This window comes from Curtobacterium sp. MCBD17_008, from assembly GCF_003234475.1.
Lineage (GTDB): Bacteria > Actinomycetota > Actinomycetes > Actinomycetales > Microbacteriaceae > Curtobacterium.
On record NZ_QKTK01000004.1, the window covers coordinates 55,722 to 76,162 of the forward strand.

Genomic DNA, 20,441 nt, shown 5'->3' on the forward strand with positions numbered 1-20,441 from the left:
TGACCGATTCAGTCCTTCGGACGATGCAGCCGCTCGTCGCCCATCCGTCCATGGCAACCGGACGCGCTGCCGGCCTGGTGACTCGCATCGTCCGCGTCCGCAGACGGACACAGCCTCCGGCCACTGCAAGGGGTGCGACTCACGCCGACGGTAATGGCCCTTAACGCAGCTTTTCGGCGCAAGGGTGACGCGTGCAGCTGTTGCGTGTGAGCGGCGCAAGGTCACGGCGAACCAACGATCTCGGCCTATTCAGTCGCTGACTGGCTGCCAGGCTCGTGCTTCTGCACTCATCGCCTTCCGCGCCGCCTTCAGCCGCGCGAGCTTCTTCGGGTTCTTGTCTAGGTTGATCACGGGCGTGAAGCGCCGGATCAACTCAGTCTCGACATCGACGAGCGGGGTGCGCATGCCCTCCGGCCTCGGCCAGACTGCGAGCGTGAGCCGGGCGTGCATCCACGCCGTGAGCTTCGCATCGCCGTCGCCAGCAAGCCCGTACATGCTAAAGTACCCCGGGTTCTTGAGGCTGCGCGGTACACTGTGCAGGTCGAGTTCGTCGCGCAGCAACGCAGCGAACGACCTCCGCACCGTGGATCCGCCGGTGCGCGCGATGCTGTCTGGCAGCGCAGCGAAGTGGTCGCCGAGATCGCGCGAGACGAAGCTCTTTCCGGCCTTGCCGATGTACAGCGGGAGGTCCAGCGATGCAGACGGGTGCGCATCAGAGACGATATCCAGGTCCTGGTACGCCTGCTCGTCGCCGAAGAACGCGTAGAGGCCCGGTCGCGCTGGCACGTACATCGGCGCATCGGTGATGCTCCAGCGGGTACTGGTGCTGGTCAGCGCTGCAGCGGCATCCGCGGCGAAGCCTGAGAGGCTACCTGCGCTGGTCACTGAACCTACGCAGCCTTCTCGTCGGGCGCTTCAGCCTGGTCGGACTTGTCCTTGAGCACGATCTCCTGCGTCTCGTAGTGTCCGAGGCCGCCGCTCGTGTCGACGGTCACGACGACCTCGACGACGACCTTGGTCCCCGTCTCGTAGTAGTGGTCGTTCACGTTGTCGAGGAGAGCCAGGCCGGGCGCTTCCCCCTCACCGTTCAGAACTGCCCAGGGGAAATCGCTTTTATGTGTGTAGCCCTCGAGGTACAGCTCTGCGTCGGCGCGACCGACGAAGATGCCGTCCCGCGGCGGCTCGGCCCGCTCGAAGACGAACTCCGTCAGCTGGTCGATCACGGTGATCTGGGCGGTTTCCATCCAGGGCAGTTCGAACTCGACGAAGTCCGGCATGCCGTAATCACCGCCAGCAACGACCGTCTCCTCGATCGGGACGTTGACCAGCTCGAAGAGCGAGTCCGTGGCGACACGGACGCGGGCTGCGTGCTCTGCATGGTCGGCGTGCTCGTCTGCGGCCTCACGAGCTGCGAAGGTCGTCTGCGCGATTTCCACCCTGTCTTGCGCGATGCTTCGCGCATCGAGATCGTCGAGAAGGTCCTGATGGAGCGACTTCAGCCCCTCTGCGAGGAAGCCGTGATCGTTCGTGACGAAGATCAGCTTCTCGTCCTCGGGCATGTCCTCGAGCACGGCCAGCGTCGTCTCCCAGATCACGGCGTCTCGGAAACCCGTCGACCAAGAATCGCTGCCCACCTCGAGGAACGGGCGTCGGGCCGCGAGGTCACGCGCGACGAGGCTCTCGGTGACGTCGGAAGGCACAGGCGCGACCTCGACACCGTCGGATGCGACGAGCGCGTCGAAGCTCGCGTCGATCTGACCCTGCATGTCGTTGAGGTTCTTCCCGAGCGCTGTGGCCATAACGTCGACGTCGACCGGATTGCCTCGCATGTCCTCGATCGTGGCATCGAGCTCCTTGCGGTGCTTCTTCAACCACGCAGATTGCTGCCGTCGCAGTTCATCGATGACGACCTTCGGAAACACGACTCTGTATCGGCCCGCTGCAGCGGCGGCGAGGAGATCCGTTCCGGGGTTGTTTCGCATCCAGGGGTCCCGGTGCACCGCGTTGGTATCGATCAGGACGACGGTCATGGGTTCATAATGCCTGATCACGTTCATGCGCCGCACGATTGCCGCAGGGATACGGCACCGGCGACGCTTCAATTGCGATAGTCGGGCCGATCGGTCAGCAGTTGGTCGTGCCGTCCGCACCGTTGCTGGTGCGGCAGCCGCCCCAACCGGAGCCAATCATGCCGCCGCCACCGCCGGGGGTTCCGGTCGAGCCCTTCGCCCCACCGGAGGACGACGAGCCATCGGACGAGTCCGAGCTGTAGCTAAATCCGCAGCTGTGCGACGACGACGAGCCGCTCGCCTACGAGCTGGCACTCTGGCGCGCAGCGGCAGCAGCCTGTGCTGCAGCGGCCTGCCGCGCAGCCTCGGCCGCAGCGGCTACCTCCTCCTCAGCCTTCTTCTTCGCGGCAGCCGCGGCCTCGGCCTTCTTCTGCGCGTCGATGCGGGCGTTCTCTCGCAGTGGCTCCGTCGGTCGACCGAGCCACTCGCAGCTCTGCGGGTACTCCTCTGGATCCGAAAAGCTTGCGGTTACTCTTGCGGTTACTTCACCGAGAGGAACGACGATGCCCTGATGAGAGGTGGTTTCTCACCAGGGCATTTGTCGGGCTGACAGGATTTGAACCTGCGACCCCTTGATTCCGAGGGGTTCGAGCCCCGGTCCTGACCGAGCGCCGTCAAAAGACCCCAGCCTCAAGCCCCCGGTCCCGACCCAGCGCCCCAAATGCCCCAGCCTCGTGTCTGCGAGCGCGCAGCGGCGCTGGCGACCTTCGGTCACATCGCGCAGTACCGGTGCAGTCGAGGAGTGGCGCGCTTCAGAGAATGCACCAGATGTGCACCAGAGCCACTCCCCGGAAAGAAGAAAACCCCCGCGTGAACGGGGGTTTTCTGCGGCGGTACCGGTGGGATTTGAACTCAAAGGTCGCCGTTGATGGCGTCATGACGAATCGGTGACAGCCCGAGTTGCCGGGTCTCACCGGCTTGATCTGATCACGAGCCGCTGTTCCATCGACCCCGCGTTGTGGGCAACGCGTGGGCACCCCCGCCGGTCGTTGCCGTGACGCCGCGACACGCCTACGTCTCAAGGGAACACGACCTCCCCAACTACACCAAGATGAGCGCATGTCGAGCTTCACGTCAACGAGCCTCCCCGAAGCAGTCAGCAAACTGCTTCGCCTCAACCACTACCGGGTTGAAGGGCCAGTGCAGATCCACGGGTCCGAGATCGACCTAGTCGCGACCTCGCTCACCGACCCGTTCGCCGCGAAGCTCTACATCGAGGTCACCGTCGAGTATGTCAACACAGCCAAGCTCGGCAAGGATCTGACAAAACTAGTGATGATTTCTCAGGTCGACCCCACCGCGCGGACACTCATTGTCAGTTCCACCGGCTTCACGGTGAATGTTCGCGAGCGGGCTGAGGCAGCTAACGTGATGACGCGCACGTACGACGAGCTGTTCAAGATGTTTGAAAAATTTGAGCCATACGTTGACCAGTTCCTTGGTGACGGGCACGTCGCCAAGGAACTCCAGGAGCTGAGCGAGCGGTATCAGCCTCCGCACTTGGACGACTCGCACGGGCGTGACGCGGCACTTGGATGGCTAGACGGATGGCTCGATCAAAGTTCCGGCAGCGAGTCGTGGCTCATCATCGTCGGTGAATACGGAACTGGTAAAACCGCGCTCACTCGAATAGTCCAGCAACGATGGCTCGAAGCCTACAAATCGGACCCCGAACGCCCAATCCCACTTCGTATCGAACTTGGCAACTTCACCAGGCAATTCGATGCACAGGGGCTACTCCACCACTTCCTCGACCACAACGGGCTGAGCCACCTTTCCATCGACTTCCTGTGGTCACTAATTCGATCTGGTCGAGTCGTACTAATCCTCGATGGCTACGACGAAATGGCTCAATACCTCAACCAGCGCGAGCGACGCGAGTGCCTGAAGACGCTTGCCGAATTGACATCAGACGGAGCACGAGGCCTACTCACCAGTAGACCCAACTACTTCTCGGAGAACGAAGAATTCGCGTTGTTCGATCACCTCTACCGAGGCCTCGAACTTCGATCGGGCTACCTCGAACAGGAAGCAGAAGACCTTCGGGTCCGGGAAGCGCAAATAGACTCATTCATTGAGCGCAGCCTTCTCGATCGCTACGAACGCAGCCTGCAGGACTTGACACCGACGCAGACTCAGGAACTCGTCCGCGAGATTCTCCGCGATCAACCTCATGTCGCTGACACCGTTCTTTCCATCCTCGACCGCGTGTTCCGGTCCACCGAAGAGGGGGCAAGCCTGGCCCTCTCTGGCAAGCCGGTGATTATTAGCTACCTCGTGGAAGTCGCGACATCTCTGCAGGATGACAACACCAAAGCAACGAAAGACCTCGGGCACATGTCCGAGTGGGAGGTTTACACGCTCGTCCTTGACAAGCTCGCATTGCGCGACTTAGAGCAGGTGGGGCTTGTGAGCGTTCCGGACAGACGTCGGTTCCTGCAGGAGCTGGCCCTGTGGCTCACGCGGACAGGGAGTACCTATTGTGGCGAGGACGAATTTCGCGCGCTCGTCGCTGAAACGTTCTCGCACACTCTTCGGCGTAATCAGTCTGACCAGCGTGCCAGCGAGGCTGAGCAGTTGTTCGAGGACCTGCGAAGGTCTGGAAGCTTGAGCCGTGATACAGCCCGTTCACGAGGTTGGCGCTTCTCGCATAATTCTCTGCGCGAATTCTTGGTGGCAGAACGACTGCTTGATGACCTAAAGAAGAAGCGCCCGTTGGTTGCGACGGTACCAATCTCTGATGCCATGCGGGCGTTTGTAGCATCTCGGAAAGCGGACGAGATCGCCGAGCTTCGAGATGCCCTGACCGATTCCTGGGCAAGCCGACAGGGCGACGAGCAACCCGGCGCATACTTCACCCTTTTGTTTGACGCGCTCAATAAGAATCAGCGTCCATCGAGTGACCCCAGTTGGCATGCACTGAAAGAGATAGCCGGAGACCAGCCTGCCGCCAACTCGACACAGCTTTCATTTGTAGCCCTTTCTACGGAAAGAAACCCCGCGCAGCTCGAAGGCGCGAATTTCTCCTCAGCGGAACTTTCCAGGGTTTCCTTCGATTTTGCAGGCCTTCGCAATGCTACGTTCAACCAAGCCCTACTCGACGGCGTGACTTTCCGCTCTGCCGACCTAGCCGGAGCCTCATTCAAGGAAGCCCTGCTCTTCGAGGTGTCATTCGCCGACACGGACCTCCTCGGCGTAGATTTCCTCGGCGTTGACGATTCGATCTCGCTTCTCGTGGAGGACCCGTCTGAGGATGGTGCGCGGCAGCGCCTTAGCGGCAATCAGGCCCTGGGTTACCTCCGCCACCTAGGAGCGCGTACAGCAGATATTGATCCCATCCTGGTGTGGATCAATCACCCAAAATTCGCGATTGTGGAAAAGATCGCAAGCAAGCTTCTGGAAGATTCCCAACGACAGCGACGTGGGTTGGTACAACGTGGCGTTGCCGCGATCGACACCCGATTCGCACGTCGGTTCGTTGAGTTCCTTGAGCGAGAACAATTTGTCCGCTCACCCGGCGGGAGGAGCGAAATACTCGAGGTAACGCAGGCTGGGCGTAACGCACTCGGCCCGATCGCGACGCGATCCAGCCTGGACCTGCGCTTCGTTGCGTTCCTTGAGGCGGAATTGAGCTAGCCCAATTCAAGCCCGATGCGCCCCTAGTCGAGCGCTACAGGCCGCTGAGAGAGGCCATCGCCGAACTCGATTGGGCGAGCGCGTATGCGCGCCTCGAGGACGCCGACATGAACACCATCCGAGCGGCATCCGACGGCTACATTCGAGGCGATGGGGCTCTGTTCTGATGGCGTCGATCAGCTCCTACAAGTCCGGGAAGGGTGAGCAGCGATACCGGGTTAGGTATCGCAAGCCGGACCACACGCAAACCGACAAGCGGGGCTTCCGGACCCGACGAGAGGCGGAGCGATGGCTTGCCGAGAACGAGGTGGCGAAGGCAAGAGGCGAGTACCTGGATCCTCGCGACTCGCGCGTTACCGTTGCACAGCTCGCAGACGCCTGGCTGGCTAACCAACCGCATCTCAAGCCATCCTCACGCCGTCCGATCGAGATCGCCTGGCGGTTGCACGTCGCGCCCTTCTGGGGAGGAGTATCGCTGACTGCGATTCGCCACAGCGACGTGCAAGCATGGATTACCCGCCTCAGCCTTGGGGAGTCCACCGGGCGGCCGCTCGGTGCCACGTCGGTGATCCGTGCGCACGGCGTCCTCGCCTCCATCCTCGACAGCGCGGTGAAAGATCGGCGTATCCACTCAAACCCCGCCCGCGGGATCCGACTGCCTAGGAAGGTTCCGAAGGCTCGCGCCTATCTCAGCCATCAGCAGGTGGAGGCGCTCGCCGCCGAGAGCGGCGCGCACGATCTGCTCGTGCGGTTCCTCGCCTATACGGGACTGCGCTGGGGCGAGGCGACTGCTCTCCGAGTCCAGGATCTCCACCTCCTGCGTCGTCGCGTCCTGGTGAGGTCCAACGCCGTGAACGTGGGAGGCGTCATCATCCCCGGCACCCCGAAGTCTTGAGACGCGCACGGTTCCGATCGCACGCTTCTTCTGCGAGTCGCTGGCGCGGGCTTGCGGAGGCCGTGCGCGGGACGCCCTCGTCTTCGGTAACGGTCGGGACTACCTGCGCCAGCCGGACTCCCGACGCGGCTGGTTCAAGGCCGCTCGGGCTCGCGTCGTCGCCGTCGATCCCGACTTCCCGTCGCTCACCCTTCATGACCTCCGACACACCGCCGCTTCACTAAGCGTCGCGACCGGGACGAACGTCAAAGTCATCCAGCGGATGCTGGGCCACGCGTCAGCTGCGATGACGCTCGACACCTATGCCGATCTGTTCGACAACGACCTTGACGTTGTCGCCGATGCGCTCGATCAGGCCAGATCCTCGGCGGTTGTGGGCGGAATGTGGGCAGACATGCCAGCCCTATGACGAAGGCCCCGCCCAGATCCGCACGCTGGTGCGGATCTGGCGGAGCCTTCTCGGGCGGTACCGGTGGGATTTGAACCCACGGTGGAGTCGCCCCCACACATGTTTTCGAGACATGCTCCTTAGGCCGCTCGGACACGGTACCGGGAGAGACTTTACACGATCCGGGAGGCCCGTGACGACACCCCACGCGCCTCCCCTCCACACACGCCCAGGTCCGCGGCCTCCTCCCCCAGAGCGCCACGACCGTGATCACGGACCGAGCCTCCGCGCGTACCGTCTCCGCCATGAGAACGCGCACCCTCGTCGCCCTGCTGTCCTCCGTCGTCGGCGCAGCCGTCGTCAGCGGAGCCGCCGGCATCGGCGCACGGGCGGGCATCCGCGGGCAACGGGCAGCGTCCCAGCGGATCGTCGACATGCTCCCCGTGCACGCCGACTGGTGGCGCGAACGCCTGCACCACGACGGCCAGCTCACCTACGTGGCGATCGGTGACTCCGCGGCGCAGGGGGTCGGCGCGACGGCTCCGGGTCGCGGGTACGTCGGCCTGCTCGCTCGTCGCATCCGACACCGTTCGCGGTTGACGGTGCGGGTCGTGAACCTCAGCGTGTCCGGTGCGACGACGTGGGGGGCGAAGCAGCACCAGCTCCCGAAGCTGCACCAGTTCACCCCGGACGTCTGCACGGTGTCCATCGGCGCCAACGACATCGCGGACTTCCACCCGGACAAGTTCGAGCGGAACATCCGGGCGATCTACGGAGCCGTGCCGTCGCACGCGATCGTCGGGGAACTCCCGTGCATGTTCGTGCCGGACCGGGAGCGCAAGGTCGCGGTCGCGAACGAGATCATCCACCGGGTCGCGGGTGAGCTCGGTCTGACCGTGGCACCGCTGCACGCGATCACGAAGCGTGTCGGCATCCGGCGCACCTTCTTCAACACGTACGGCGACCTGTTCCACCCGAACGACCGCGGGTACGAGATCTGGGCGAGCGCCTTCGAACCGGCGGTCGACGCACGGGTGGACACAGTGGCCGCCATCCGTCGGTACCTCTCCGCGCGGGAAGCCGAGGAGCTCGGGAGTCAGGCCGGGGACGTCGCGCACGCCCGTGCCGAGCAGGACACCGACGACGCCGCGGTGCTCGACACGGCGAACCGACCGAATCCACTCGACCGCCTGCGTCAGCGTGTCACCGGCTCGGTCCCGCTGCCGGGTCCGCACGCCAGCGGCGACCGCGATGAGGAGGGCTCCGACGACCGAGCCGACGAACCGACCGATGTCGGCCGAGCCGACCGGACCGATGTCGGCGGAGCCGACCGGACCGATGTCGGCGGAGCCGCCTAACCTCGTCCCATGGCCCGTCCCCAGTCCTCGTTCCGCTGCACGGAGTGCGGGTGGACCAGCATCAAGTGGGTCGGTCGCTGTGGCGAGTGCCAGTCGTGGGGGACGGTCGAGGACGCCTCGGCGGCGACCGCCAGCACCCGTGGGACGGCGTCGATCGCCGTCACCGGCAACCGCATCGCCCGGCCGATCACGGAGGCCCGCGGCGGTGCCGTGCAGCGCTGGCAGACCGGCATCGGCGAGTTCGACCGCGTGCTCGGCGGCGGGATCGTCCCCGGGGCCGCGGTCCTGCTGAGCGGCGAGCCCGGGGTCGGCAAGTCCACGCTCCTGCTCGAGGTCGCGTCCCGTGCGGCCTCGATGGGCAAACGCGTCCTCTACGTCAGTGCGGAGGAGTCCGTCGACCAGGTGCGCCTCCGCGCGGAACGCACCGGCGCCATGCACGACGAACTGTTCCTCGCGAGCGAGGTCGACCTCGGCGTCATCCTCGGCCAGATCGAACAGGTGCAGCCGGACCTGCTCATCGCCGACTCGGTGCAAACGATCTCGTCAGCGTCCGTCGACGGCATCGCCGGTGGGACGTCGCAGGTGCGCGAGGTGGCCTCCACGCTCATCCGGGTGGCGAAGCAGGCGGCGCTCCCGGTCCTCATCGTGGGTCACGTCACGAAGGACGGCACGATCGCCGGACCCCGTCTGCTCGAACACCTCGTCGACGTGGTGTGCCAGTTCGAGGGCGACCGCCAGACCGCACTCCGGTTCGTCCGGGCTTTGAAGAACCGGTTCGGACCGACGGACGAGGTCGGCTGCTTCGACATGGCGGGCGACGGCATCCACGAGGTACCCGACCCGAGCGGCCTCTTCATGTCCCGCAACGGCGCCCCGGTGTCCGGCACGTGCATCACGGTGGCGATGGAGGGACGGCGGGCGCTGCCGGTCGAGATCCAGGCCCTCGTGGTCCCCAGTTCGGCACCGCAGCCGCGTCGCGTGGTGAACGGGGTGGACGCATCGCGCGTGGCCATGCTCCTCGCGGTGCTCGAACGACGAGCCGGCATCAAGCTCTCGGACGCCGACGTCTACGTCTCGACCGTCGGCGGCATGAAGCTCACCGAGCCCGGCGCCGACCTCGCCATCGTGTTGGCGCTCGCGAGTGCGGCCCGTGACCGCCCGTACCCGCACACGCTCGCTGCCGTGGGCGAGATCAGCCTCGCCGGCGAGATCCGGACGGCGACCGGCGCGAAACAGCGCGTGGCGGAGGCGGGACGACTCGGCTTCACGACGGTCCTCGGAGCCGACGCGGAACACCTCCGGGAAGCCCTGCGGGTCGCGTTCTCGATGACGAAGTCCCCGCGGGAACGCGAGCTCGACGCCGCCTTCTGACCGCGCGAGAGGACCGACGCCGTCACGGTCGCTGGTCGCCGACGACCACCTCGCCGGTGTCCGTTCCGGTGTTCACGTCGTCCTCGATCCCGGTGCCCGCGACGGCGGAGGCGAACCCACGCCGGTCCCGCGTCGCCCACACGCCGATGACCGCTGCCACGGCGAGCGCGAACGCGATCAACCCGGAGAACGGCAGCCCGCTGGCGGTGAGCGCCGACCACCCGCCGGAGCCGAGCGCCCACCGCACCAGCCGAGCCGCGCCTCCCGGGACGGGCACCGGCCGGAGCCGCACGACGTGCTCACCGAAGGTCCGCCCCGACACCAGGACGATGACGAGCTGCAGCGCGGGGGCGGTGACGGCGGCGACGATGCCGAGACCGACGGCGAGCGGCCCGCCGTCCGGCACCCCGAGCAGCGCGAGGCCGACCGAGGTGACCGACGTGAGCAGGCCCGTCGTGAACCAGATGGCCAGGACGTCGGCGAGGATGCCGAAGAACCGCCGGCCGGCCGTGACCGGTCGCGGCACCCGGGCCTCCTCCGTCGTCCGCGCCGATCCGGCGAGCAAGCCGACGACCGGTGCGAAGAGCGTGCCGAGCAGGGCCCCCGCGGTGTTCGCGATGAGGTCGTCGACGTCGAACAAACGGTAGGCGCACGGGTACAGGAACCAGTCGCCGGTGAGCTGCGTGAACTCGATGAGCAGCGACAGCACGAAGCCCGCGGCACCGCCGACGAGGAGGCCCGCGACGAGTCGGCGGCGGAGCACCGCGTGCCGGACGAGCGCACCGAGCGGGACGAACAGCAGCACATTGAGGAGCACCTGCGCCACGGCGGGGTTGCCGAGCACCGACCGCGGGCCGGTGATGCCGCCCTCGCGGACGATGTCGCCCACGAAGGTGAACGGCTGCAGCTGCGGCCGGGCAGCGGCACGGCAGACGGCGGCGACGTCGTCGGGCAGCGGGAGGAGTGTGTAGGTCACGAGCGCGAGCGCGTAGACGAGCGTCCCGAACGCGAGCAGGCCGCGTCGGACGCCGAGCTTCCCGTGTCGCCGGTACTCACGCGCGGCCCACGGGACCAACCCGGCGACGGCGAGCACGGCGCCGAGGGCGAAGGCGATGACGCCGGGCACGATCGATCCCATGGACCGACGCTATCCGGAGGGACCCGGTCCGGTACGGGACCGGTCGTTACGCGCGCAGTGCCGCGAGCAGGTCGGCGGGTTCGGCCTGCATGGTGTGCGGACCGGCGATGTCGAAGAACACGCCTTCGAGGGAGTCGAGGTGCGCGGCCAGGAACTCCTCGAGCCGCTCGGCGTCGTAGACCATGACCTGCCGGAGCTTCTCCCCCGGCACCATCGCGGTGTAGGCGTCCGCCGACGAGAACAGCAGCAGGATGCGCTTGTCCGACCCTTCCCGGCCGAACACCCGGACCTGCATGTCCTTCTTCCCGGTGACGAGCCGCGGGACGATCACGATGTCGTTGCGCAGGGCGTACGCCACCGCGGCGACGTCCTGCTTCGCGAGGGCCTCCTCGAGCTGTTCGCTCCGGAAGCGCTGTTCCTTCTGTGCCATCGCCCCTAGTCAAGCAGCCGGACGCTGCACGCGGGGTATCCGCTCAGGAGGCGCGTCCCGCCTGGACGGCATGCGTGCGGCACCGGAGGTCGGCTGTGAAGGCATCGGTCTCGGGGGCGAGCTCGTCGTCCGGCGCGGACTGCACCAGGACGCCGATCGCCGGCGCGAGCACGAAGCTCGACGTGGCCGCCATGCCGTAGTCGTCGACCGACGGCACGTCCACCCGGTCCGCGAGCCCGGACTGGGCGAGCGCCGTCGCGTAGTCGAGCACGGCGTACGCCGCCTCGTCGCTCGTCATGACCGAGGCGACCCCGTAGATGAGGTACTTCATGGCCCAGCCCTTCGTCGATGGCCGTGACGCTACGCGGGGAGTCCGAGGGCCAGCCTGCGATGATCCTGTAGGCGCACTCAGGCCGACCCTCGGAGTGAGAACTCAGCCAACGCCACTACCTTCGGACCAATCGCAATCGCGGGAACTCTCGTTGTACGGCCGAAGGGCTGTTCCTGATGGGGAAGCAGCTTCCATGCCGGCACCATCGCCCACCCTCTACCGACCGACCACCGCCCGGACCCCGGGAGCGCCGACACCGACGTCGACGTACAAGGACCTGCTCGAGCGCGTCCGCACCGAAGGCCTGCTGGAACGCCGTGTCGGCTTCTACTGGGCCGTCTTCAGTGTCCTGACCGTCCTCACCGCCGCGACCTTCGTCGTGTCCGCCATGCTCGGGGCCTCCTGGTTCCAGCTCATCCCGGCCGCGGTGCTCGGTGTCCTCTTCACGCAGTTCGCGTTCCTCTCGCACGAGGCCGCGCACCGACAGATCTTCGCCTCGCGCAAGTGGAACGACCACGCGGGCCGCTGGCTCGGCGTCTTCGTCGTCGGCCTGTCCTACTCGTGGTGGATGAACAAGCACAACCGCCACCACGGCAACCCGAACACCATCGGCAAGGACCCGGACATCGCGCCCGACGGCGTCGTGTTCATCGAGGAGGACGCCGTCGAGCGTCGCGGACTCCTCCGCCGCCTCGCGATGGTCCAGGGCTGGGCGTTCTTCCCGCTCCTGACCCTCGAGGGCGCCAACCTGCACTGGCTCTCGATCCGCGCCGTCGTCACCGGCAAGGCCGCGAAGGGCACCCCGCAGGAGCGCCGGTTCGAGGCCGTCCTGCTCCTCGCGCGCTTCGCCCTGCTGGCCTGGTTCGTGTTCGCCGTGATGCCGCTCGGCATCGGGTTCGCCTTCCTCGGCGTCCAGATGGCGGTCTTCGGCGTGATGATGGGCGGGTCGTTCGCACCCAACCACAAGGGCATGCCGGTCATCGCCGAGGGTGCCAAGATCGATTTCTTCTCGCGCCAGGTCCGGACTTCCCGTAACATCACTGGTGGCGTGTGGGTGGACCACCTGCTCGGTGGCCTCAACCACCAGGCGGAGCACCACCTGTTCCCGAGCATGGCGCGGCCCAACCTGCGTCGTGCGAAGGCCCTCGTGCGTGAGCACTGCGAACAGCACGGGGTCCCGTACACGGAGACCACGATCTTCCGCTCCTACGGGATCGTCGTCCGGTACCTCAACCGGGTCGGTCTCGCAGCGCGCGACCCGTTCACCTGCCCGATGGTCAGTGCCTACCGATTGCACTGAACCTCTGATCTCCGTCGCCCCGCTCGATGCCGGGTGCCGCACACAACTCGATGGCAACGTCGTCGAAACCCGCGGTGGTGGAATTCTCTCGCCGCGCACGTAAGAAAGTAAGGAACGCCGAAATGGCAACTGGAACTGTCAAGTGGTTCAACAACGAAAAGGGCTTCGGCTTCATTGCGCCGGACGACGGCAGCGCTGACGTCTTCGCCCACTTCTCCGCGATCGGTGGCAACGGCTACAAGTCGCTCGAGGAGAACCAGAAGGTCGAATTCGAGATCACCGAAGGCCGCAAGGGCCCGCAGGCGGAGAACATCACCGTCATCGGCTGACCTCGGTCATCGTGAGCGCCGGGTCGGAGGAGCAATCCTCCGGCCCGGCGCTTCGTCGTCCCACCGAAGTCCGGCGCTTCGTCGTCCCACCGACGCCCGGCGCCCATCAGCGGGCGACGACCGGCCGCCTCACTCCAGCACGAACTGCACCGACTCCGCCGACTCGATCTCCCCCACCGCGACCTGCAGGTGGTAGCTGGCCCCGCCCGCCGGCACGGCCGCCCGTGCGGCGTCGCACGTCGTGGCCGACGACCGGGTGCGGTCCCAGGTGATCGCCGGCGTCGTCAGCTCCTGACCCGGCTTGAGCGTGACGTCCTGGTTCGTCCCGCCGGTCTGGCAGTCCTTCGACGTCCAGTACTGCTCGGTGCCGGACGTGATGGTGAGCACCTGCTGCGCCGACCCGAGGTCCATGTGGCAGGAGTTCGACCCGGTGTTCTCGATGGTCATGGCGATCTGCGGGTCGTCGGTGGCCGCGTAGACGCGCTCGTCGACGACGGGCGTCAGCGTGATCTGGTCCTCGGCGCACGCCGCTCCGTCCTTCCGCGCCGGAGCGGACGACGCCGGAGCGGACGACGCCGCTACCGACGACGACGGAGCCGACGACGACGGGGCGGACGACGCTCCAGCGGCTGGCGTCACGCCCGCGCCGGGGGCGGCGGACGACGCGGACGGGGATGCGGTCGGTCCCGCGCCGGGAGCCCCGTTCCCCCGTCCGACGACGATGAGGACGACGACGACCACGACGAGCAGGACCACCCCGAGCACGAGGGCGCGGCGGCGCCAGTAGACCCCGGGGCGCTCGGGACCGACGGGGTGGCGGATCGACGACATGCGCACAGGGTAGACACCTGCACGGCACGTGTCGGGGACCCCCGCCGAGGCAGGGGTGGAGCCGTCAGAGGATCTTCAGCATGCGGGTGTTGCCGAGGGTGTTCGGCTTGACCCGGGCCAGGTCTAGGAACTCCGCGACCCCTTCGTCCGACGAGCGGACGAGTTCGGCGTACACCTCGGGCGGGACGACGGTCTCGCCGATCTCGAGGTACCCGTGCTTCGCGAAGAAGTCGACCTCGAAGGTCAGACAGAAGATCCGCGCGATGCCGAGCTCCCGGGCGTCGTGTTCGAGCGCTTCGAGCATGCGGTGGCCGACCCGCTTGTGGATCCAGTCCTGGTCGAGTGCGAGCGTGCGGACCTCGGCGATGTCGTCCCAGAACACCGCGAGGGCTCCGCAGCCGATCGGCACGCCGTCCGGCCCCTCGGCGATCCGGAACTGCTGGATCGAGCCGTACAGGACGACGTTCTCCTTGCCGAGCAGGATCCGCCGGTCGACGTACGGCGCGATGAGCCGCTGGATGTGCGGGACGTCGGACGCCAACGCGGGGCGCACCAGGATCCCGTGCTCGTCCCGTTCGGAGAACGCATGCCGTCCGTGCTCAGTCATCCGCCACAGCCTACGGCGCGGGCGACGATCGGGCGCGTCATCGGGGGACACACACCGGGACGGCCCACAGGCGCACCGGCCTACCGTCCCAGGTACACCAGTACGACGAGCAGGAGGAGCACCAATGCCCCAGATCATCGAGACCGTCGACGTCAACGTCCCCGTGCGTGCGGCCTACGACCAGTGGACCCGCTTCGAGGAGTTCCCCACGTTCCTGGACGAGGTCGAGAAGATCGTCCAGGTCGACGACACCACCACCGACTGGACCGTCAAGGTCGCCGGCCAGGAGCGTTCGTTCCGCGCCCTCATCACCGAGCAGCACCCGGACGAGCGTGTCGCCTGGACCGTCAAGGACGGCGAGACCGAGCACGCCGGTGTCGTCACCTTCCACAAGCTCTCGGACGCCGAGACCCGCGTCACCGTGCAGATCGACTGGGAGCCCTCGGGCATCCTCGAGAAGCTCGGCTCCGCGGTCGGCGTCGGCGGCCACGCCGTCAAGAAGGACCTGCAGAACTACAAGGAGCGCGTCGAGGCGGCCCCCACGGCCGACGGCTGGCGCGGTGACGTCCAGGCGTAGGACGCACCCGCAGCGCTGACAGGAGGCGCGGTACCGCTCGGTACCGCGCCTCCTGTCATGTCCGCTCTGCTCCCACACGGACGGGAGGCCCGGTACCAGCTGGTACCGGGCCTCCCGTCTGTGGCGTGCCTGGGCTGACTAGCCCTCGACCTCGCCGGTCGGCGCCTCGGGCGCCTTCTCGAGCGAGGGGGCGCCGGCGAGGACCTCTTCGCGACCCGGCTGACGCCCGGTCTCGAACTGGAACGCACCGTCCGCGAAGTCGACCTTCACGTGGTCACCAGCGGTGAGCTCACCCTGCAGGATGTGCTCGGACAGCTGGTCCTCGACCTCGTGCTGCATCGCGCGGCGCAGCGGTCGTGCACCGAGGGCGGGGTCGAACCCGACCTTGATGAGCTGCTCCTTGGCCGGGAGCGTGAGCTCGACGGTCATGTCGCGGTCGAGCAGACGGTCCGACAGGCGCTTCACGAACAGGTCCACGATCTGCAGCAGCTCGGACTGCGAGAGCTGCGGGAACACGATCGTGTCGTCGACGCGGTTCAGGAACTCGGGCTTGAAGTGCTTCTTGAGCTCCTCGTTCACCTTCGAGCGCATGCGGTCGTAGCCGACGGCCGAGTCACCCTCGACCTGGAAGCCCACCGGACCACCGGCGATGCCCTGCGAACCGAGGTTCGTGGTCATGATGATGACGGTGTTCTTGAAGTCGACCACGCGGCCCTGACCGTCGGTCAGACGACCCTCTTCGAGGACCTGCAGCAGCGAGTTGAAGATGTCCGGGTGGGCCTTCTCGATCTCGTCGAACAGGACCACGGAGAACGGCTTGCGGCGAACCTTCTCGGTGAGCTGGCCGCCCTCCTCGAACCCGACGAACCCGGGAGGGGCACCGAACAGGCGCGAGACGGTGTGCTTCTCGCCGAACTCCGACATGTCGAGGGAGATGAGCGCGCCCTCGTCGTCGAACAGGAACTCCGCGAGCGCCTTGGCGAGCTCGGTCTTCCCGACGCCCGTGGGGCCGGCGAAGATGAACGAGCCCGAGGGGCGGTTCGGGTCCTTCAGGCCGGCACGGGTGCGGCGGATGGTCTTGGAGAGTGCCGAGATGGCCTCCTCCTGACCGATGACGCGCTGGTGCAGTGCCTTCTCCATGAAGACGAGACGCGAGGTCTCCTCTTCGGTGAGCTTGAACACCGGGATGCCCGTGGCCTGCGCCAGGACCTCGGCGATGATGCCCTCGTCGACGGTGCCGGACGCGGCGACGTCACCCGCACGCCACTGCTTCTCGAGGCGGAGACGCTCGCCGAGGAGCTTCTTCTCCTCGTCGCGCAGGCTCGCGGCCTTCTCGAAGTCCTGCTCCTCGATGGCGGCTTCCTTCTGGCCGCGGACCGTCGAGATCTTCTCGTCGAACTCGCGGAGCTCCGGCGGTGCCGACAGGATCGACAGGCGCAGGCGGGCGCCGGCCTCGTCGATCAGGTCGATGGCCTTGTCCGGAAGGAAGCGGTCCTGCACGTAGCGGTCCGCCAGGTTCGCCGCGGAGACGATCGCCCCGTCGGTGATGGACACCTTGTGGAACGCCTCGTACTTGTCGCGGAGGCCCTTGAGGATGTTGATCGTGTGCGGCAGCGACGGCTCGTTGACCTGCACCGACTGGAAGCGACGCTCGAGTGCGGCGTCCTTCTCGAAGTGCTTGCGGTACTCGTCGAGCGTGGTGGCACCGATGGTCTGGAGCTCACCGCGGGCGAGGAGCGGCTTGAGGATCGACGCGGCGTCGATCGCGCCCTCGGCGGCACCGGCACCCACGAGGGTGTGGATCTCGTCGATGAAGACGATGATGTCGCCGCGGGTGCGGATCTCCTTCGTGACCTTCTTCAGGCGCTCCTCGAAGTCACCGCGGTAGCGGGACCCGGCGATGAGCGACCCGAGGTCGAGCGAGTAGAGCTGCTTGTCCTTCAGCGTCTCGGGCACGTCGCCCTTGACGATCGCCTGGGCGAGGCCCTCGACGACGGCGGTCTTGCCGACACCCGGCTCGCCGATCAGGACGGGGTTGTTCTTGGAGCGGCGGGAGAGGATCTGCATGACCCGCTCCATCTCCTTCTCGCGCCCGATGACCGGGTCGAGCTTGCCGTCGCGCGCGGCCTGGGTGAGGTTCCGACCGAACTGGTCGAGGACCTGCGAACCCTGCTGCTGGCCGTTCTGCTGCTGCTCGCCGCCGACGGCGACCGCTTCCTTGCCCTGGTAGCCGGACAGGAGCTGGATGACCTGCTGGCGGACCCGGTTCAGGTCGGCGCCGAGCTTGACGAGGACCTGGGCGGCGACACCCTCGCCCTCGCGGATGAGGCCGAGCAGGATGTGCTCGGTCCCGATGTAGTTGTGGCCGAGCTGCAGCGCCTCGCGCAGGGACAGCTCGAGGACCTTCTTGGCGCGCGGCGTGAACGGGATGTGCCCGGTCGGCTGCTGCTGGCCCTGCCCGATGATGTCCTGCACCTGCTCGCGCACGGCGTCGAGCGAGATACCGAGCGACTCCAGCGCCTTGGCGGCGACGCCCTCGCCCTCGTGGATGAGGCCGAGGAGGATGTGCTCCGTACCGATGTAGTTGTGGTTGAGCATCTTCGCTTCTTCTTGAGCGAGGACGACAACACGACGGGCCCGGTCGGTGAATCTCTCGAACATGTGCTCTCCCTTGGCCCCGCTGGGACGGGGGCCGACAGCCGGACTCGTGTGAGTCCGGTCACGTACATCGAGACTAACCAGCGCTCCCCGTCAGGGCTGCCCCTGTTCGCCGTGGGCGTGACCTCGGTGCGTGCGGCGCACCGGCCCTGCCGGGAGGCCCGCCCCGGCTCCCGCGGACGGGTCCCGCAGGCAGGCCCGCCCGACGATTCCGGACCGCCGCCGGGTACGATCCGCACCATGGAGCAGCCCGTCGTCGGCCTCGTCGTCCACCCGTCGAAGAACGTCCAGGAGTCCGTCGACATCCTGGACCGCTGGAACGCGTCCGGCGCGGGCCGGCTCATGGCGCGGAGCATCGACGCCGCTCGGCTCCGGAGCGACATCGACGTCGTGGACGACGACGAGTTCACCGACCGGGTCGACCTCGTCGTCGCGCTCGGTGGGGACGGCACGATGCTCGGCGCGATGCGGCTCGTCGCCCGTCGGCCCGTGCCGGTGCTCGGCGTGAACTACGGCAACGTCGGGTTCCTGGTGGAGATCGAGCCGCCCGAGCTCGAGGCCGCGCTCGAACGGCTCTCGGCCGGGCAGTACCAGCTCGAACCGCACCACGCCCTCGAGGCCCGGCTCTCCTGGGGTGGTGCCCGGACCGACTACCTGGCGTTCAACGACATCACGATCGTCCGCCGCCCCGGTGCCGGCCAGGTGTCGGCGGACCTCAGCGTCGGCGGGCTCATGTACGGGTACTACCGCGCAGACGCCGTCGTCGCGGCGACGCCCGCCGGGTCCACCGCCTACAACTACGCGGCGGGCGGCCCGGTCCTGTCCCCCGCACTGTCGGGCTCCGTCGTCACGCCGGTGGCCCCGATGGCGGGGATCGACCGCTCGGTGGTGCTCGCCGCCCGTGAGCGCTACCGGTTCGACATCGCCGAGGGCACCCGCAGCGCGGCGCTCGAGGTCGACGGGTTGGTCGTCGGCGAGGTCGCGACCGGCGCGCAGCTCGAGGTGCGGCTGCGCAAGGACGCCGGCAGCGTGGTGCGGCTCGACGCGGAACGGCACGGTCGGACCGGACGGCTCAAGCTCGGCCTCCTGGACCTGCCGCTGCGGCCGGACCAGCTCATCGAGCTCATCCCGCACGACCTGCGGCAGAAGCTGCGACGCGAGACCGAGGACTGACGCGGTCCGCGCCTCCCGGCCCGTCCCCGGCGCGTCCCCGTCGCGCGTCCCGGGGACGACGGAAGGCCCGTCCGGTTCGCACCGGACGGGCCTCATCCCATCACCCCACGGATCGTCTTCCCACGGACCGACCCGGATCCCCTGGCCGGCCCGTACGGGCCGACCGGAGTCTGCTGACCTACTCGGTCAGGTACAGCTGCATGTCCTGCGAGACCGCCTTGGCGAACAGGCGCAGCTTGGCGCGCGACTCGACACGGCTCACGGCCTGACGGGTCGTGTGCACGATCTTCGAGATCTCGTCGAGCGTCATCGGCTTGTCGTCGTCCAGGCCGTAGCGCATGCGGATGACGTTGGCCTCGTCGCTCGGCAGCTCGGCGACGATGGAGCGGATGTCGCGGTGCAGGAGCGTCGTCTCGGTGAGCTCGTTCGGGCTCGCGGCGTCCTCGTCCTCGATGAAGTCACCGAGTTCGCTGTCGTCGGAGTCGCCGACGACGGTGTGGATCGAGACCGGCTCGTGCGAGCGGCCCTTGAGGTCGACGAGTTCCTCGACGCTCATGCTCAGTTCGGCGGCGACCTCGTCGGGCATCGGCGCGCGGCCGAGGTCGACGGTCAGGTCGCGCTCGGTGCGCGAGATCTTGTTGATCAGCTCGACCGTGTGCACCGGGATGCGGATCGTGCGTGCCTTGTCGGCGAGACCACGCGAGATCGCCTGGCGGATCCACCAGGTGGCGTAGGTCGAGAACTTGTAGCCCTGCGTGAAGTCGAACTTCTCGACCGCACGGACCAGCCCGAGGTTGCCCTCCTGGATGACGTCCATGAACGGCAGGCCGCGCTGCGAGTAGCGCTTCGCGATGCTCACGACCAGGCGGAGGTTCGAGGTGATCATCCGCTCCTTGGCGCGCTCACCGTCGCGGACGAGCCAGCGCAGCTCACGCTCGAGGGACTTCTCGAGGCCCGGCTCGTTGTGCAGCTTCTCCTCGGCGAACAGGCCGACCTCGATGCGGCGGGCGATGTCCGCCTCTTCCTCGGCGGTGAGGAGGGCGAGCCGGCCGATGTGACGGAGGTAGTCGCCGACCTGGTCGACGGATGCGCCGCGGACGCCGGCGAGCTGCTCGTCGGCCTCGACCTCGGCGACGGTGTCGAGGGTGGTGACCTCGGCGGAGGTGGTCTTGGTCGCTGCCTTCTTGGTGCGGCGCGAGGTGGTGCTGGGTGCGGCCGTTGCGATCGCCATGGTGACTCTCCCTGCCTGTGACGGATGGTCCTTCGTGGGCTGAGACCGAGTTTGGCGGTCAGGGGCTGTACCCCACAAACCCGCTGGATCGATTCCCAGGGATCTCCGTGGTTCACGAC

General features: G+C 67.2%; 18 protein-coding genes, 1 tRNA gene and 1 pseudogene. 10 read left to right on the forward strand and 10 right to left on the reverse strand.

Annotated elements, in window-relative coordinates; translation table 11 throughout:
- Window positions 1–249: 249 nt before the first annotated feature.
- Together DEI95_RS05440 and DEI95_RS05445 are read right to left on the reverse strand one after the other, a co-directional pair.
- Entirely contained in the window at window positions 250–885 is a 636-nt protein-coding gene (locus tag DEI95_RS05440) for a GIY-YIG nuclease family protein (RefSeq protein ID WP_146243604.1), read from the reverse strand.
- A gap of 5 nt (window positions 886–890) precedes the next feature.
- Window positions 891–2,030: a PIN domain-containing protein gene (locus DEI95_RS05445; protein WP_181436204.1), complete on the reverse strand. Its 1,140-nt coding sequence runs from the start codon at window positions 2,028–2,030 to the stop codon at window positions 891–893.
- A 1,098-nt stretch (window positions 2,031–3,128) separates the two neighbouring features.
- Here DEI95_RS05445 and DEI95_RS05450 point away from each other — a divergent pair.
- From DEI95_RS05450 to DEI95_RS16925, 4 genes and pseudogenes are all read left to right on the forward strand, one after another.
- Window positions 3,129–5,705: an NACHT domain-containing NTPase gene (locus DEI95_RS05450; RefSeq protein WP_111059634.1), complete on the forward strand. Its 2,577-nt coding sequence runs from the start codon at window positions 3,129–3,131 to the stop codon at window positions 5,703–5,705.
- A gap of 166 nt (window positions 5,706–5,871) precedes the next feature.
- Window positions 5,872–6,600, forward strand: coding sequence for a site-specific integrase (locus DEI95_RS16915; protein ID WP_258367474.1), 729 nt, complete (start codon window positions 5,872–5,874; stop codon window positions 6,598–6,600).
- A 40-nt stretch (window positions 6,601–6,640) separates the two neighbouring features.
- A pseudogene (locus tag DEI95_RS16920) lies at window positions 6,641–6,859 on the forward strand (site-specific integrase); the annotation flags it as partial.
- A gap of 27 nt (window positions 6,860–6,886) precedes the next feature.
- Window positions 6,887–7,009 carry a hypothetical protein gene (locus DEI95_RS16925; RefSeq protein WP_258367475.1) on the forward strand — a complete coding sequence of 41 codons (123 nt, stop codon included), beginning with the start codon at window positions 6,887–6,889 and terminating at the stop codon, window positions 7,007–7,009.
- Between the two features lie 55 nt (window positions 7,010–7,064).
- On the opposite strand, the gene DEI95_RS05460 is transcribed toward DEI95_RS16925, so the two are convergent.
- A tRNA-Ser gene (locus DEI95_RS05460) sits at window positions 7,065–7,151 on the reverse strand.
- Window positions 7,152–7,293: 142 nt separating this feature from the next.
- Between DEI95_RS05460 and DEI95_RS05465 the strand changes: the two genes are divergently transcribed.
- Together DEI95_RS05465 and radA are read left to right on the forward strand one after the other, a co-directional pair.
- Window positions 7,294–8,346 carry an SGNH/GDSL hydrolase family protein gene (locus tag DEI95_RS05465; RefSeq protein WP_146243605.1) on the forward strand — a complete coding sequence of 351 codons (1,053 nt, stop codon included), beginning with the start codon at window positions 7,294–7,296 and terminating at the stop codon, window positions 8,344–8,346.
- Window positions 8,347–8,355: 9 nt separating this feature from the next.
- Window positions 8,356–9,717, forward strand: a complete 1,362-nt coding sequence (gene radA, locus DEI95_RS05470; protein ID WP_111059636.1) for a DNA repair protein RadA — start codon at window positions 8,356–8,358, stop codon at window positions 9,715–9,717.
- A 22-nt stretch (window positions 9,718–9,739) separates the two neighbouring features.
- Here radA and DEI95_RS05475 read toward each other — a convergent pair whose 3' ends face one another.
- The 3 genes from DEI95_RS05475 to DEI95_RS05485 are packed head-to-tail and all read right to left on the reverse strand — an operon-like array spanning window position 9,740 to window position 11,616.
- Window positions 9,740–10,855, reverse strand: a complete 1,116-nt coding sequence (locus DEI95_RS05475; RefSeq protein ID WP_111059637.1) for a VanZ family protein — start codon at window positions 10,853–10,855, stop codon at window positions 9,740–9,742.
- 46 nt (window positions 10,856–10,901) lie between these two features.
- Complete coding sequence (locus DEI95_RS05480) at window positions 10,902–11,285, reverse strand: SseB family protein (protein WP_110858042.1); 384 nt, start codon at window positions 11,283–11,285, stop codon at window positions 10,902–10,904.
- Between the two features lie 43 nt (window positions 11,286–11,328).
- Entirely contained in the window at window positions 11,329–11,616 is a 288-nt protein-coding gene (locus DEI95_RS05485; protein ID WP_110825657.1) for a hypothetical protein, read from the reverse strand.
- Between the two features lie 193 nt (window positions 11,617–11,809).
- Here DEI95_RS05485 and DEI95_RS05490 point away from each other — a divergent pair, with 193 nt between their 5' ends.
- Both DEI95_RS05490 and DEI95_RS05495 read left to right on the forward strand, forming a co-directional pair.
- Complete coding sequence (locus DEI95_RS05490) at window positions 11,810–12,916, forward strand: acyl-CoA desaturase (RefSeq protein ID WP_110889515.1); 1,107 nt, start codon at window positions 11,810–11,812, stop codon at window positions 12,914–12,916.
- 122 nt (window positions 12,917–13,038) lie between these two features.
- Complete coding sequence (locus tag DEI95_RS05495) at window positions 13,039–13,245, forward strand: cold-shock protein (protein ID WP_065963953.1); 207 nt, start codon at window positions 13,039–13,041, stop codon at window positions 13,243–13,245.
- 129 nt (window positions 13,246–13,374) lie between these two features.
- On the opposite strand, the gene DEI95_RS05500 is transcribed toward DEI95_RS05495, so the two are convergent.
- The gene (locus DEI95_RS05500; RefSeq protein ID WP_111059638.1) at window positions 13,375–14,076 is read right to left on the reverse strand and encodes a hypothetical protein; all 702 of its coding nucleotides are present in this window, start codon (window positions 14,074–14,076) and stop codon (window positions 13,375–13,377) included.
- A 64-nt stretch (window positions 14,077–14,140) separates the two neighbouring features.
- Entirely contained in the window at window positions 14,141–14,683 is a 543-nt protein-coding gene (locus DEI95_RS05505) for an amino-acid N-acetyltransferase (RefSeq protein WP_181419499.1), read from the reverse strand.
- A gap of 124 nt (window positions 14,684–14,807) precedes the next feature.
- On the opposite strand from DEI95_RS05505, the gene DEI95_RS05510 reads away from it, so the two are divergent.
- A complete protein-coding gene (locus DEI95_RS05510; RefSeq protein ID WP_110825660.1) occupies window positions 14,808–15,260 on the forward strand; it encodes an SRPBCC family protein in 453 nt (150 codons plus the stop codon).
- 138 nt (window positions 15,261–15,398) lie between these two features.
- Here DEI95_RS05510 and DEI95_RS05515 read toward each other — a convergent pair whose 3' ends face one another.
- Entirely contained in the window at window positions 15,399–17,921 is a 2,523-nt protein-coding gene (locus DEI95_RS05515; RefSeq protein WP_110825661.1) for an ATP-dependent Clp protease ATP-binding subunit, read from the reverse strand.
- 237 nt (window positions 17,922–18,158) lie between these two features.
- On the opposite strand from DEI95_RS05515, the gene DEI95_RS05520 reads away from it, so the two are divergent.
- Window positions 18,159–19,091 (forward strand): NAD(+)/NADH kinase, encoded by a 933-nt coding sequence (locus DEI95_RS05520; RefSeq protein WP_110825662.1) that lies wholly within the window; start codon window positions 18,159–18,161, stop codon window positions 19,089–19,091.
- A gap of 178 nt (window positions 19,092–19,269) precedes the next feature.
- Here DEI95_RS05520 and DEI95_RS05525 read toward each other — a convergent pair whose 3' ends face one another.
- Window positions 19,270–20,322: a sigma-70 family RNA polymerase sigma factor gene (locus DEI95_RS05525; RefSeq protein WP_110825663.1), complete on the reverse strand. Its 1,053-nt coding sequence runs from the start codon at window positions 20,320–20,322 to the stop codon at window positions 19,270–19,272.
- Window positions 20,323–20,441: the final 119 nt, after the last annotated feature.

Excerpts from the sequence above, each read along its gene's own strand:
- DEI95_RS05445 (WP_181436204.1), bottom strand. The coding sequence starts at position 2,030 with ATGACCGTCGTCCTGATCGATACCAACGCGGTGCACCGGGACCCCTGG.
- DEI95_RS05450 (WP_111059634.1), top strand. The coding sequence starts at position 3,129 with ATGTCGAGCTTCACGTCAACGAGCCTCCCCGAAGCAGTCAGCAAACTG.
- DEI95_RS16915 (WP_258367474.1), top strand. The coding sequence starts at position 5,872 with ATGGCGTCGATCAGCTCCTACAAGTCCGGGAAGGGTGAGCAGCGATAC.
- DEI95_RS16925 (WP_258367475.1), top strand. The coding sequence starts at position 6,887 with ATGACGCTCGACACCTATGCCGATCTGTTCGACAACGACCTTGACGTT.
- DEI95_RS05465 (WP_146243605.1), top strand. The coding sequence starts at position 7,294 with ATGAGAACGCGCACCCTCGTCGCCCTGCTGTCCTCCGTCGTCGGCGCA.
- radA (WP_111059636.1), top strand. The coding sequence starts at position 8,356 with ATGGCCCGTCCCCAGTCCTCGTTCCGCTGCACGGAGTGCGGGTGGACC.
- DEI95_RS05475 (WP_111059637.1), bottom strand. The coding sequence starts at position 10,855 with ATGGGATCGATCGTGCCCGGCGTCATCGCCTTCGCCCTCGGCGCCGTG.
- DEI95_RS05480 (WP_110858042.1), bottom strand. The coding sequence starts at position 11,285 with ATGGCACAGAAGGAACAGCGCTTCCGGAGCGAACAGCTCGAGGAGGCC.
- DEI95_RS05485 (WP_110825657.1), bottom strand. The coding sequence starts at position 11,616 with ATGAAGTACCTCATCTACGGGGTCGCCTCGGTCATGACGAGCGACGAG.
- DEI95_RS05490 (WP_110889515.1), top strand. The coding sequence starts at position 11,810 with ATGCCGGCACCATCGCCCACCCTCTACCGACCGACCACCGCCCGGACC.
- DEI95_RS05495 (WP_065963953.1), top strand. The coding sequence starts at position 13,039 with ATGGCAACTGGAACTGTCAAGTGGTTCAACAACGAAAAGGGCTTCGGC.
- DEI95_RS05500 (WP_111059638.1), bottom strand. The coding sequence starts at position 14,076 with ATGTCGTCGATCCGCCACCCCGTCGGTCCCGAGCGCCCCGGGGTCTAC.
- DEI95_RS05505 (WP_181419499.1), bottom strand. The coding sequence starts at position 14,683 with ATGACTGAGCACGGACGGCATGCGTTCTCCGAACGGGACGAGCACGGG.
- DEI95_RS05510 (WP_110825660.1), top strand. The coding sequence starts at position 14,808 with ATGCCCCAGATCATCGAGACCGTCGACGTCAACGTCCCCGTGCGTGCG.
- DEI95_RS05515 (WP_110825661.1), bottom strand. The coding sequence starts at position 17,921 with ATGTTCGAGAGATTCACCGACCGGGCCCGTCGTGTTGTCGTCCTCGCT.
- DEI95_RS05520 (WP_110825662.1), top strand. The coding sequence starts at position 18,159 with ATGGAGCAGCCCGTCGTCGGCCTCGTCGTCCACCCGTCGAAGAACGTC.
- DEI95_RS05525 (WP_110825663.1), bottom strand. The coding sequence starts at position 20,322 with ATGGCGATCGCAACGGCCGCACCCAGCACCACCTCGCGCCGCACCAAG.